Raw genomic sequence first — 12,490 nt, 5'->3', positions numbered from 1 at the left:
TGTGCGGATCAGGCGGGCGTGGCGAGCGTCGACGTCAGCGCATCGGCCAGTGCCCGCGTGTCAGTAAAGACGTGGCGTGCGCCGGCAGCCAGCAGGCGCTGTGTGGCAACTGCCGGTACATGTGCGACACCGGCAAAGCCGAATACGGTCAGGCCGGCGGCTCGGGCGGCGCGCACGCCGGTGTCGCTGTCTTCAATGACGAGGCATTGCGCGGGGCTGGCGCCCAGGCCCGCGCAGGCGGCGAGGTACACATCCGGTGCCGGCTTGGGCCGCGGTGTTTCGTAGGCGCTATAGATGTGCGGGCCGAACATATCGAGCAAGCCCGCTCTGCGCAGGCTTGCTTCAATGCGCGGACGGCTGCTGTTGCTTGCGACGGCCTTGGGCTGCGGCAGTGCGGCCAGCAGGTTGGCAATGCCGGGCACCGGCTGCGATTGCGTGGCGCAGTCGTGTTCGACATCGGCCAGCACGCCGGCCAGTTGCGTGTCGGACAGATGAAAGCCGATGCTGCTCTGCAGCTCCGTCAGCAGCGCCATCGTGTTCATGCCCAGGCGCGGCTCGAGCACTTCTTCCAGCGCGGCGGATGAGAGATGCGGTACGTGCGGGCCGAGCGTGCGGATCAGCGCGCGCAACGCCACCGACTCGCTGTCGATCAGCACGCCGTCGCAATCGCAGATCAGGTAGGCGGGCGCGCGTGTGTTGGCATATTCGTTGGCATGTGGCGTCATTTCACGGCCCCGAATGTCAGGCCACGCACGAGTTGCCGTTGTGCCAGCCAGCCCAGCACGAGGATCGGCGCAATGGCCAGGACCGAGGCCGCCGACAGCTTCGCCCAGAACAGCCCCTCGGGGTTGGAGTACGACGCGATGAACACGGTGAGCGGCGCGGCATCGATGCTCGTCAGGTTCAGGCTCCAGAAGGCTTCGTTCCACGACAGGATCAGCAGGAGCAGCGCGGTGGAGGCGAGCCCCGGCAGCATCGTCGGCAGCAGCACGTAGACGAGTTCCTGCCAGAGGTTGGCGCCGTCCATGCGCGCGGCCTCGAGAATCTCGCGCGGCACGTCGTTGCAGTAGGTGAAGACCATCCACACGGCAATCGGCAGGTTGGCGAGCGTGTAGACGATGACGAGCGCGGTGATGGAATCCAGCAGCCCCGCCGTTTTTGCCAGCAGGTACACCGGCAGCAGCACGCCCACGGCCGGCATCATCTTGGTCGACAGCATCCACAGCAGCACCTGCTGCGTGCGCTTGTTCGGGAAGAACGCCATCGCGTAGCCCGCCGGAATGGCAATCGCCAGGGCCAGCAGCGTGGAGATGATCGATACCGCCAGCGAGTTGCCGAGGAAGCTCGGGTAATGCGCGCGCTCCAGCACCTCGCGGAAGCTGTCGAGCGTCGGCGTGAACAACAGCGTGGGCGTATAGGCGTCCTGCTCGGTCTTGAAGGCGGTCAGCGCTGCCCAGGCGATAGGGAAGAACAGTGCCAGGGCAATCGCCCACGCCAGCACACCGGCCAGCCGCGTGCGCCAGGTTGAGGTGAGGGTGCTCATTGCTCGTGCACTCCCTTCAGGTTGCGGGCCAGCATGCGGACCAGGAAGAACGCCACCACGTTTGCCAGCACCACGGCCACGATGCCGCCGGCCGACGCAATGCCGATGTCGAACTGCTGCAGGCCGAGGCTGTAGACGAAGTAGGCGAGGTTGGTCGTGGCTGTGCCGGGGCCGCCCGCGGTGGTGGTGTGGATCTCGGCAAAGATCGACAGCAGGAAAATCGTTTCGATCATCACCACCACGGCAATCGCGCGCTTCAGGTGCGGCAGCACGATGTGCCAGAAGATGCGCACGGGGCTCGCGCCGTCGAGCTGCGCGGCTTCCTTCTGCTCGGGGTCGAGCGATTGCAGCGCCGTCAGCAGGATCAGGAAGGCAAACGGCGTCCACTGCCACGCCACGATGATGATCACGGAGAGCATCGGATGCGTCGCCAGCCAGTCCACCGGCTCGGCGCCGAACAGCCGCGCCACCCAGGCGGCCAGGCCGTACACGGGGTGCAGCATCATGTTCTTCCAGATGAGCGCGGCCACCGTCGGCATGACAAAGAACGGGCTGATGACAAGGATGCGCGCCACACCGCGCCCCGCGAACGGCTGGTCGAACAGCACCGCCAGCAGCGTGCCGGCCACGACGCTGATCGCCAGCACCGAGCCGATCAGCACCAGCGTGTTGCCGATGGCCGGCCAGAAGGCGGGGTCTTCGATCAGGAAGCGATAGTTGTCGAGCCCCGCCAGGCCGGTCTGATCGGGGTTGAGCAGGTTGTAGCGGCTGACGGAGAAATACAGCGTCATCGCCAGCGGCACCGTCATCCACAACAGCAGCACCAGCACCGACGGCGACACCAGCAGCGTCGGCAGCCAGCGCCGTGCGCCGTTTTGTGGTTGTACGGGCTGGGCGGGTGACGGCGTGCCGCCCATGCCGTTCACCCGCGACTCCAATACATGTTCCATGACACCTCCGGGCGCAGCAGCGGCTGCATCACTTCAGATAGCCGCCTTGGCGCATCGCACGCTGTGCCTGCGATTGCGAGACACGCAGCGCGTCGTCCACCGTCGTCTTGCCCGTGAGCGCGCCGGCAATCGCCTGGCCGACCACCGTGCCCAGCGACTGGAACTCCGGAATCGTCACGAACTGCACGCCGGTGTAGGGCACTTTCTGTGCGGACGGATCGTTCGGGTTGGCCGTTTCGATGGCGTGGCGCACGAAGCCCGAGAACGGCGCGGCTTTCTGGTAGGCGGGGTCGTCATACGTCGACGCGCGCGTGCCCGGCGGCACCTCGCCCCAGCCCTGCGCCTTGGCCACGGCGCGGATGTAGTCCTTCGATGTCGCCCAGGCCGCGAACGTCTTGGCAGCCTCCGGCGATTTCGACGACTTCGGCACCGCGAGCGCCCAGATCCACAGCCAATGCGAGCCCTTGGGCGTGCTGGCGATGGGCGCATTCGCAAAGCCGACCTTGTCGGCCACCTTGGAATCCTTCGCGCTGCTGACCATGCCGGCCGCGACGGTGGCGTCGATCCACATGCCGCACTTGCCGCCCGAGAACAGCACCAGGTTTTCGTTGAAGCCGTTGCTGCTTGCACCGGGCGGGCCGTACTTCTTCAGCAGGTCGACATACGTGTTGACTGCCTGTTTCCACTGGGGCGTGTCGATCGTCGGCTGCCATTTCTCGTCGAACCAGCGGCCGCCGAACGTGTTGACCATCGTGGACACCAGCGCCATGTTTTCGCCCCAGCCCGCACGACCGCGCACGCAGATGCCGTACACGCCCTTGGCCGGGTCGTGGAGCTTGGCGGCGAACTGGGCGATGTCGTCATACGTTGGCTGCTCGGGCATCTTCAGGCCGGCCGCGCTGAACAGATCGCGCCGGTAATACGTCATCGAGCTTTCGGCATAGAAGGGCACGGCGAACAGCTTGCCGCCCTGCGAGAGGCCGTCGCGCACCGTCGGCAGCAGGTCAGCCGCGTCGTAGCTGGCAGGCATGTCCAGCGGGGTGAGCCAGCCCTTCTTGGCCCACAGCGGCGCCTCGTAGCCGCCGATCGTCATCAGGTCGAACTGGCCGCTGCCGGTGGCGATGTCGGTCGTCACGCGCTGACGCAGCACGCCTTCTTCCAGCGTGACCCAGCGCAGTTTGATATCGGGATGCGCCTGCTCGAACTGGCTCGACAGTTTCTGCAGCACGATCATGTCGGGGTTGTTGATCGTGGCGATGGTGAGCGTGGTGGGCGCGGCGTGCGCGGAAATGGCGGTGAAGGCCGGGAGGGCAGCGAAGGCGGTCAGCTTGAGTAGCCGGGATGGGCGGGCCATCCCGCGCAGAAGCGTGCGGAACATGCAGTCGTCTCCTTTCTTGGAATGTGGCGATGCGGGCGCACCGCCTGGACTTGCTTCGGGATTTGAGCAATTGTCCGTGTTGTGAGCAAATAATTGGATGCGATGTTGCGCTTGTCAAGCAAATGCTCGTTGAAAGAGCAAAAGCACGCTACGATGCGTCTCATATCGCCGAGGTACTAGAGGAGGCGCTGCGTGTCCAAGCAGCAAGAGAAACGAGACCAGGCCGCCCGCGCAGCGTGGCTCTATTACGTGGGCAACCACACGCAACACGACATCGCCGAGCAGTTGGGCGTGTCGCGCCAGATCGCCCAGCGGTTGGTCGCCTATGCGGTGGAGCACGGGCTGGTGAAGGTGCGCGTGACGCACCCGGTGTCGACGTGTCTGGAGTTGGCCGAGAGCCTGCGCAGCCGTTTCCGGCTGGAGACCTGCCACGTGGTGCCGGCCAATGCCGACGACGCCGACGCCGCCCAACGCATGATTGCCGTGGCCGCCGCGGAAATCATGGAGCGCCACCTGCTGGCCGACGCGCCGCGCGTGGTGAATGTCGGCTCCGGCCGCACGCTGCGCGCCGCGATCGACCAACTGCCCGACCTTGACCGGCCGCAACACCGCATCGTCTCGATGGTCGGGGCCATTGCGGCGGATGGGTCGTCCAACCGCTACGACGTTGCACTCGCCGCCGCGGAGAAAACCCGCAGCCGCTATTACCTCCTGCCCGCGCCACTCGTTGCCGACAGCGCCGAAGACACGCGCCAGTGGTGCCACCACCGGCTCTACGGCGTGGTGGCCGATCTGGCAGCGCAGGCGGATGTCACCTTCATCGGTGTCGGCACGATCGGGCCGGGTTGCCCATTGCAGGTCGACGGCTTCATCAGCGCGAAGGATGTGGACGATCTGCTCGCCCATGGCGCCGCGGGCGAGCTGATCGGCCGGCCGATCGATGCCCAGGGCCGTTTGCTTGATGTGCCGTTGCAGACCCGCATTACCAGCTTGCCGCTCAATCCGATGCCGTCTCGCCCCGTCATCGCCGTTGCCGGCAGCGTGGCGAAGGCAGGCGCGATTGGGGCGGCGTTGCGAGGCGGCTGGCTGACCGGTCTGGTGACCGACGAAGCCTGCGCGCAACGCATCCTGGCTGCATTGGACTGAACCCACCACACCGAGGACGCGATGCTCGAACTCCGCCCGACCTGCGAACACTGCAACACCGCACTGCCGCCCGACGCGACCCACGCGCGCATCTGTTCATTCGAATGCACGTTCTGCGCGACGTGCGCGGACGGCGTGTTCGGCAATGTCTGCCCGAACTGCGGCGGCGGTTTTACGGCGCGGCCGATCCGCCCGGCGAAGGATTGGAAGAACGGCAACTTCCTGGGCAAGTATCCGGCCAGTACGACGGTCAAGCATCGCCGGGCGGACTTGGCCGCGCATGCCGAATTGGCGGCGGCCGTTGGATCGACGCCGCCGGAAAAGCGCTGACCGAATAGCGAAAACGCGCGCCGCCTAACGCGGCTCGGGTGCCGGCAACACCGGCGTGACCTTGTACCCGCGTGCTGCCAGCAGCGCCGGAATCCCTTTCGGCCCGATCATGTGCAGCGCCCCCACGGCGCCAAACACACGCTGGCCGCTGTTGTGCACGCGCGCAATGTTCTCGGCCATGGCGCGGTTGCGGTTCGTCACCAGGCGCTGGAAGGCGCGTTTGTCCGACGCCGTCTTCAGGCAATCGCACCACTGCGGGTAGTGCTCGAGCGTGCTGAGGTCGCTGTCGGCCCAGGCATTGGCGAGCGTGAGCGTCTGCGTGCGCGCCTCGCCGGATTCAATCGCGTCGAGCACGGTATCGAACTGCTGCGCAACCTCGTTCTTCGGCACGATCTCGTTGAGCACGCGCACCTGCTGCGCCAGCGTTTCGAGCGGCACGATCGGCAGGTGCACGCTCTTGGCGTAGGTGGTGAGAAACAGGTCGATGCCGAAATCGGGATAGAGCCCGTCCGTGCGCACCCCCAGCACCGCCAGCGAGGCCAGCTGCATGGTCGGCTGGAACTTGCGGATCTGTGTGAGGGCCGTGTCGGGCAGGCAAGCCGCGGACAGCAGTTTGTTGAAGCGTTCGCCGCGACGGCCGGTCAGGAGCCGGCGGTCTTCTGCGCTGTTGTGCGCGGTCAGCGGCTTGCGGTCGGCGTCCTTGTCGAGCAGGTCGAGTTCGAGCGCGATGCTGTCGACTTGCTGAAGCGCGCTGCGCACGGTGGGACCGGGCAGCATCCAGTCGGCCCGCGCCACGTGGATCGTGCCGTAGAGCCACGAGGTGTGACCATTCTTCTCGATGCGCCAGAGCAAGCCGTGGTCGGTCGCGCGTTGCGCGGCGGCGGCCCAGCCGTCCTTGGGGATGAAGCTGGAGGCGGGTGGCGGACAGTTCGGAGCCGATGCCGGTGCCGGTGCCTGTGCGGGCGTGGCGTCTTGCGCGGCAGCCGTGCCGCCGCCCGCCAATAGGAAAAACGCGGCCGCGAGCGCGCGCCACGTGGTGTGATTGCGTGCCATTTGGCTGCTCCCCGAATATTGTTGTGTCGTCTGTCCAGTGTAGCGGGCGCAAGCCATTGCGTGCCGCGGGATGATCGCCTCGGACGCGCTATTCGCTCAGCTTCGGCGGCACGGCATGCGCGCCACGCGTCTCACGAAACCACAGCGCCAGGCTTTCGTCTTCCAGCGCGTAGGCGCCGCGGGATTCCTTCCAGATCAGGTTCTTGTCGCGCAGCGCGTCCAGCGCGGCCTGCACCGTGGCGGTAGAAAACTCGCTGTGGCCCAGCTTGGCCGCATACGCCTTCATCGACTCTTCCGAAAACGGCGAATAGCCTTGCCCACGCTCGATCAGCACCGCCAGCACGGCCCGCTGGATTTCGGTCAGTGCGCTGTAATCGCTTTCGATCTCGCCCCAGATGCGGTCCCGAAAACCCTGCGCGCCGCGCTTGAGCAGCTCGCCCAGGCTGGCGGCTTCACCCAGCTCCAGGGCGATCTCGCTGACGATGCCCTTGAGCATCTCCGGCCGGTGCCCGACCAGCTGGAAGGCGGCAAACATGTCGTCTTCCTTGAACTGGTTGTTGGGCGCCAGGTGCTGGTTGACCCACGCGGTGTACGCCGACACATACGGCCGCCCCAGCAGCGGGAAGTTGGTCACGCGCGAGCCGAAAAACGGCTGCGTGCGATTGAGCAGCAGGTTGGCGAGCTTGTCGCGGTTCGACCCCGTGAAGACGAGGAAGAGGCGCGGTTCGACCACGCCCTGGTTCATCTGGTCGCGCGCGGCCTTGAGCGCGAACATGGCGTTGGTGCCGGCCTCGGTGGACAGCGCGTGCTGCGCCTCGTCGATGATCAGCACGACGGGCCGCTGCACCGCCTTGTAGAGCACATCGAGCGCGTCGGCCAGGGTGATGCCCGGCGGCAGCCCGATCTTGCCGAGGTTGAACGTGAACGTACGCAACACGTCGACCTTCTCCATGCCGGCCTGCTTTGCGAGTTTCGCGATCGGCCCGTCGAACTGGGCCAGCTTCGATTTGATGGCGTCGGCGATCAGCAGGCCGGGGTCGCGGGCGCGGTCGGCCCATAAGTCCACGTAGATGGCGATCCACTTGCGGCGCTCGACCTCCGGCACCAGGTCTTCGCGCAGGAAGGTGCTTTTGCCGGTGCGCCGGGGCGCTGCCAGGAACAAGCCGGAGCGCGCATCGGCCAGGCCCTTGCCTTCCAGGCTGTCGCACAGCGTGTTGGCAAGGTCCTGGCGGTGGAAGTTGAAGCGGCCGGTATCAGTGTCGGAATCCATGGAAAGCCCTGTTTTAGACTCGATTATGGAAGTCGGTATAAATTATAGTCGATTCAATAATTAAGGCTAATTCCGCCCGAATTGCCAGCCGGATTGCAGTCGGCTCGGCCCGATTTGCGATTGCGCGGCACTGTGCCGCAGGCAATTCGGGGAACTGTGTGCAGCGCTATACTCCACACATTCTGACGTTGCCTATTCATGCTCCATCGCCGCTGGCTCTTCCTCGTCTGGCTTGCGATCGTACTGAACGTACTGTCGCCGGTGCTCGCCTCCGCACGCGCGGCGGCCACGGGCACGCTCGACGTCGAGCTGTGCAGCGCAACGGCCCCGCATGGCAGCACCGTGCAGGTTGCCATCGATCTGCAAGGCGATGGCTCCGCCGACGGTTCGGGCGCCCACCACAGCGTGGCGCACTGTCTGTATTGCCCGGGGTTTGCTGCCGGGCTGGCGCTGGCCTCGTTGCCGGCGCTGGATGTTCCTTCCGCCCATTTCATCTATCGCGTGCGGCAGCCGGCCACTCCGGCACCCGTGTACGCGCGCAGTGCGTTGCGCGTGGCCGAGTCGCGCGCGCCTCCTGTGTTTCCGTCGTTGTCGATCTGACGCGCCTGCGGACGTAACGCCGTGGCGCCTTTGCGTTCGGCCCCGCTTGGGCCGACGCCATCGCAATCCGGAGACCTTTCCGATGTCATTCCACAAGCGCACCGGGGCCGCTGCCCCTAAGCGCACGCTGGTGTGCCGTGCTGCGCTCGCGCTGAGCGCAGCGGCACCGCTGTCTGCTTTTGCCGCCGACGATGCGGCCTCCGTGCCCCCGCCTGTCACACAGGAACTCGCGCCCACCGTGGTCCGGGCCAACGCCAATCCCGCGCCGTTCGCCCGCAATACGCCGGCGGTCGTGCAAAGCGTCACGGCCGATCAGCTCGCCGACCGCAACGTCGTCACCACCGAAGACGCCGTCAAATACCAGCCCAACGTGATGGTGCGCCGCCGCTTCATTGGCGACCGCAACTCCATCTTCGCCGGCCGCGACTTCAACGAGATTCAAAGCGCGCGGGGCCTGCTGTATGCCGACGGCATCCTGCTTTCGAACCTGCTTGGGTCGAGCTACAGCTTCCCGCCGCGCTGGTCGATGGTCGGGCCGGACGACCTTGCGCGCGTCGATATTCTGTATGGGCCGTTCTCTGCGCTGCTGCCGGGCAACTCGATGGGCACGACCATTGCGATGACGTTGCGCCGTCCCGAAAAGTTCGAGGCCGCGGCGCAGACGCAGATCATGAGCCAGCACTACAACGATGCCTACGGCTTTTCGCGCAACGTCACCGGCAACCACGAGAGTGCGTCGCTGGGTGACCGGATCGGCAAGTTCTGGTATGCGCTGTCGGTCGACCGGCTGGAGAACGACAGCCAGCCGATGCAATACGCCACGCCCAACTCAAGGTTCACTGCGGGCGGCACGCCCGTGCCGGTCACGGGTGCGCGGCAGGATCTTGGCCCCAACGGCCAGCCGCGCGTGATTCTCGGGCCGCAGATGCTTGAGCGCACGCAGCAGCTGCAAGAGACGCTGCGATTCGGCTACGTGTTCAGCGACAGCCTGGAAGCATCGCTCACGCTGGGCCATTGGGAAAACCATTTCAACGACCAGGCGCTCAGCTTCCTGCGCGATGCGGCCGGCAACACCGTCACGGGCGGCAATGTGCTGATCAACGGCACGCCGTACACGATCGCCCCGAACACCTTCGCCCCGCAAAACGGCGACCAGGAAAATTGGCTCTACGGCTTGGGCGTGAAGGGCAAGATCGGCGGCTGGAAGATCGACACCAACGCGTCGGCCTACAACGTTTCGCGCGACATCCTGCGCGCGTCGAACACGGCGGCCGGCAATGGACCCGGCACGGTGTTCTACGGCGACGGCACCGGCTGGTCCAACTTCGACATCAAGGCGACGTCGCCCACGGTGTCCGGCCATACCTTCACGACCGGTTACCACTACGACCAATACCACCTGCGCAACCAGACCTTCAACGCGACGAACTGGTCGGCGGAAACGCTATCCACGTTGAAATCCAGCTACCAGGGCGACACGCAAACGCAGGCGGTGTTCCTGCAGGATGCCTGGGCGTTTGCGCCGCGCTGGCTTGCCACCCTGGGCCTGCGCTACGAAAGCTGGCGCGCCTACAACGGCCAGCTCGGCAACGGCACAAGCACGTTGGGCTACGCCAGCCGTACCGAAGACGCGTTTTCGCCCAAGGCGGCCATTCAATGGCAGGCCACGCAAGACACGCTGCTGCGCTTGTCGTACGGCCGTGCGGTGCGCTTTCCAACGGTGGCGGAGCTGTTCCAGGGCACGATCAGCGGCAACACGATCGTCAACAACGATCCGAATCTCAAGCCTGAGCGCGCCAATGATTTCGACTTCACCGTCGAGCAGGCCGTGCCCTACGGCGTGCTGCGTACCAGCCTGTTCCAGAGCGACGTGCGCGACAGCATCTACACGCAGACCAACATCACCGTCACGCCCAACGTGACGAACGTGCAGAACGTCGATCGCGTGCGCACGCGCGGCATCGAACTGGCGTACTCGGGGCAGGACGTCTTGCAGGGCGCCGGCGTGCGTGGCGTGGACGTCGAAGCCAACGTCGCCTTCACGCAATCGAAGACGCTGGCCGATGCGGCCAACCCGACCTACGTCGACGAGACCTGGCCGCGCATGCCGCGCGTGCGTGCCAATCTCTTTGCGAGTTGGCATGCCACGCCCGACTGGACGGTCGGCGCGGGCGTGCGTTACTCCGGCCGCCAATACGGCACGCTCGACAACACCGATGTGCTGCCGAATGTCTACGGCGGCACCAGCAGCTTCTTCACCGTGGACCTCAAGGCCAGCTACCGTATCGACAAGCACGTCACGCTGGCGCTGGGCGTCGACAACCTGACCGACCGGCGGTATTTCGTGTACCACCCGTATCCGTCGCGCACCTTCTATGGGCAACTGAAATGGCGTCTGTAATGCAGTCGATTCCTCGATTCCTTGCCGGTGCGCTGCTGGCCTTGGCGGCCACGGTGGCGGCCGCGCACGAAGGCCACGACCACGGCGCCATGGCAGGCAAGCCGGCCGCCAAACCGCAGCTCGCCACGACGGCCGCGTTCGACAAGGCAGGGCGCCTGTGGGTGACGTGGGCGGAAGGGCAGCACGTGGTGATCGCTTCGTCCGACGATCTCGGCAAAACGCTGTCCGCGCCGCAGCGCGTGAACCCGCAACCCGAGCCGATCTATACCGACGGCGAGAACCGCCCGAAGGTCATCGCCAGCCCTGACGGTGCGCTGTATGTGAGCTGGTCGCGCCCGCTCGATGCGCCGTACACGGGCTTCGTGCGTTTCTCGCGCTCGCTCGACGGCGGCAAGACGTGGAGCGCGCCAGTCACCGTCCACCACGATCGCCAGCCGATCACGCACCGCTTCGATTCGATTGCCGTCGACAGCGCCGGCCGCATCTTCGTCACGTGGATCGACAAGCGCGACCTGCTGCGCGCGCAAGCGGCCAAACAGCCGTATGACGGCGCGGCGGTGTACTACACCGTTTCGACCGACCGCGGCGCCACCTTTGCGCCCGAGCGCAAGATCATCGACCAGACCTGCGAATGCTGCCGCATTGCGCTCGCGCCCGATGCCGACGGCCACATGCTCGCCCTGTGGCGCAACGTGTTTGCCGGGCAGATTCGCGATCACGCGTTGGCAACATTACCGATTGGTAATGCGCCGCTTGCCGTCACGCGCGCGACGTTCTCGGAGTGGCGCGTTGATGCGTGTCCGCACCATGGCCCCGCGTTGGCCGTTACGGCCGATGGCGTGCGGCACATGGCGTGGTTCTCCGTGCAGCAGGACAAGCCCGGCCTGTTCTACAGCCGGCTGTCGGCCGACGGCAAACCGATCGGCGAGGCTTGGGGTTTTGCCGGTTCGCCACAAGCCGGCGCGCAGGCATCGCACCCCGCATTGCTCGCCGCGGACGGCGCGCTGTGGCTGGTCTGGAAACAATTTGCCGACGACCGCATGCAGATCCTGCTGCGCAAATCCACGGACGGCGGCGCACACTGGACAGCGCCCGCCAGCGCGGCAAGCACCAATGGCGGCAGCGACCACCCGCAACTGCTCGCGCGCGACGGCCATGTCTACTTGTCTTGGCGCACGCAGGCCGAGGGCTACCGGCTGATCGATATCGGCAATGTCAGCCCGTCCAATCCATCATTGGAGGCATCGAAATGAAGGGACGATGGAAATCGTTTGCGATGGGCGTAGCGCTGGCCGCCGCCGCTTTTGCAGCGCAGGCCGCCGGCACGCTGCAATTCCAGCCGCTGCATGCGCGCGATGTGCCGGCACTGCTGCAGACGCCACAGGCGCGCCCGCTCATCGTCGAAATCTGGTCACTGGAATGCAGCTACTGCCGGGAGAACATCGCCCGTATCGCGCATTGGCGGCGCACGGCCAAGAAGAACGTCGATGTGGTGATGGTCTCGATGGACGGCCCCGAGCAGGCCGAGATGCTGAACCGCGCCCTGGCGCCGCTGGCCCGCGACAGGAAGATCGACATTGCCCGCGTGCCGCAATACGCCAATGCCGAAGACATGCCGGAACGCCTGCGCGCCGCGCTCGACCCCGGCTGGCAGGGCGAGATGCCGCGTACGATCATCCTGCGCCCGGACGGTAAGCGCCACGCATCGAGCGGCTTGCTGACGCCCCAACTATTGGAAACAGCGCTCAGGGATTAATCAGAAAACGACACGGACCCCCCTCGTTGTTGGGGTATGGCGGGGGGCGTGCACTTTTTATAA

At 65.9% G+C, this 12,490-nt stretch carries 12 protein-coding genes; 6 read left to right on the top strand and 6 right to left on the bottom strand.

The genetic code is table 11. From position 1 onward, the window contains the following. Positions 1-8: 8 nt before the first annotated feature. Genes N511_RS0110175 through N511_RS0110160 form a run of 4 tightly spaced genes read right to left on the bottom strand, consistent with a single transcriptional unit; the run spans position 9 to position 3,847 of the window. Complete coding sequence (locus N511_RS0110175; RefSeq protein WP_027679193.1) at positions 9-725, bottom strand: HAD family hydrolase; 717 nt, start codon at positions 723-725, stop codon at positions 9-11. Further along, positions 722-1,543 carry a carbohydrate ABC transporter permease gene (locus N511_RS0110170; RefSeq protein ID WP_027679192.1) on the bottom strand — a complete coding sequence of 274 codons (822 nt, stop codon included), beginning with the start codon at positions 1,541-1,543 and terminating at the stop codon, positions 722-724. Before N511_RS0110170 ends, N511_RS0110175 begins: the two co-directional genes overlap by 4 nt. Then, a complete protein-coding gene (locus N511_RS0110165) occupies positions 1,540-2,493 on the bottom strand; it encodes a carbohydrate ABC transporter permease (RefSeq protein ID WP_027679191.1) in 954 nt (317 codons plus the stop codon). Before N511_RS0110165 ends, N511_RS0110170 begins: the two co-directional genes overlap by 4 nt. Positions 2,494-2,521: 28 nt before the next feature. Beyond that, on the bottom strand, positions 2,522-3,847 hold the full coding sequence (locus tag N511_RS0110160) for an ABC transporter substrate-binding protein (protein ID WP_027679190.1): 1,326 nt from the start codon (positions 3,845-3,847) through the stop codon (positions 2,522-2,524). A gap of 216 nt (positions 3,848-4,063) precedes the next feature. Here N511_RS0110160 and N511_RS0110155 point away from each other — a divergent pair, with 216 nt between their 5' ends. Both N511_RS0110155 and N511_RS0110150 read left to right on the top strand, forming a co-directional pair. Then, positions 4,064-5,017, top strand: coding sequence for a sugar-binding transcriptional regulator (locus N511_RS0110155; protein ID WP_027679189.1), 954 nt, complete (start codon positions 4,064-4,066; stop codon positions 5,015-5,017). A gap of 21 nt (positions 5,018-5,038) precedes the next feature. Next, the gene (locus N511_RS0110150) at positions 5,039-5,347 is read left to right on the top strand and encodes a DUF1272 domain-containing protein (RefSeq protein WP_027679188.1); all 309 of its coding nucleotides are present in this window, start codon (positions 5,039-5,041) and stop codon (positions 5,345-5,347) included. Positions 5,348-5,371: 24 nt separating this feature from the next. On the opposite strand, the gene N511_RS0110145 is transcribed toward N511_RS0110150, so the two are convergent. After that, positions 5,372-6,400, bottom strand: coding sequence for a TraB/GumN family protein (locus N511_RS0110145; RefSeq protein ID WP_027679187.1), 1,029 nt, complete (start codon positions 6,398-6,400; stop codon positions 5,372-5,374). A gap of 88 nt (positions 6,401-6,488) precedes the next feature. Further along, positions 6,489-7,670, bottom strand: a complete 1,182-nt coding sequence (locus tag N511_RS0110140) for a hypothetical protein (protein ID WP_027679186.1) — start codon at positions 7,668-7,670, stop codon at positions 6,489-6,491. 198 nt (positions 7,671-7,868) lie between these two features. On the opposite strand from N511_RS0110140, the gene N511_RS0110135 reads away from it, so the two are divergent. From N511_RS0110135 to N511_RS0110120, 4 genes are all read left to right on the top strand, one after another. Further along, a complete protein-coding gene (locus N511_RS0110135; RefSeq protein WP_027679185.1) occupies positions 7,869-8,270 on the top strand; it encodes a DUF2946 domain-containing protein in 402 nt (133 codons plus the stop codon). An 82-nt stretch (positions 8,271-8,352) separates the two neighbouring features. Next, positions 8,353-10,671, top strand: a complete 2,319-nt coding sequence (locus N511_RS0110130; protein ID WP_027679184.1) for a TonB-dependent receptor — start codon at positions 8,353-8,355, stop codon at positions 10,669-10,671. Beyond that, positions 10,671-11,924 (top strand): sialidase family protein, encoded by a 1,254-nt coding sequence (locus tag N511_RS0110125; RefSeq protein WP_027679183.1) that lies wholly within the window; start codon positions 10,671-10,673, stop codon positions 11,922-11,924. Before N511_RS0110130 ends, N511_RS0110125 begins: the two co-directional genes overlap by 1 nt. Beyond that, positions 11,921-12,427 carry a redoxin domain-containing protein gene (locus N511_RS0110120; protein WP_027679182.1) on the top strand — a complete coding sequence of 169 codons (507 nt, stop codon included), beginning with the start codon at positions 11,921-11,923 and terminating at the stop codon, positions 12,425-12,427. Before N511_RS0110125 ends, N511_RS0110120 begins: the two co-directional genes overlap by 4 nt. Positions 12,428-12,490 lie beyond the last annotated feature (63 nt).

It is taken from the genome of Ralstonia sp. UNC404CL21Col (assembly GCF_000620465.1).
Classification (GTDB): domain Bacteria; phylum Pseudomonadota; class Gammaproteobacteria; order Burkholderiales; family Burkholderiaceae; genus Ralstonia; species Ralstonia flatus.
This window is presented reverse-complemented; position numbering and strand designations above follow the sequence as displayed.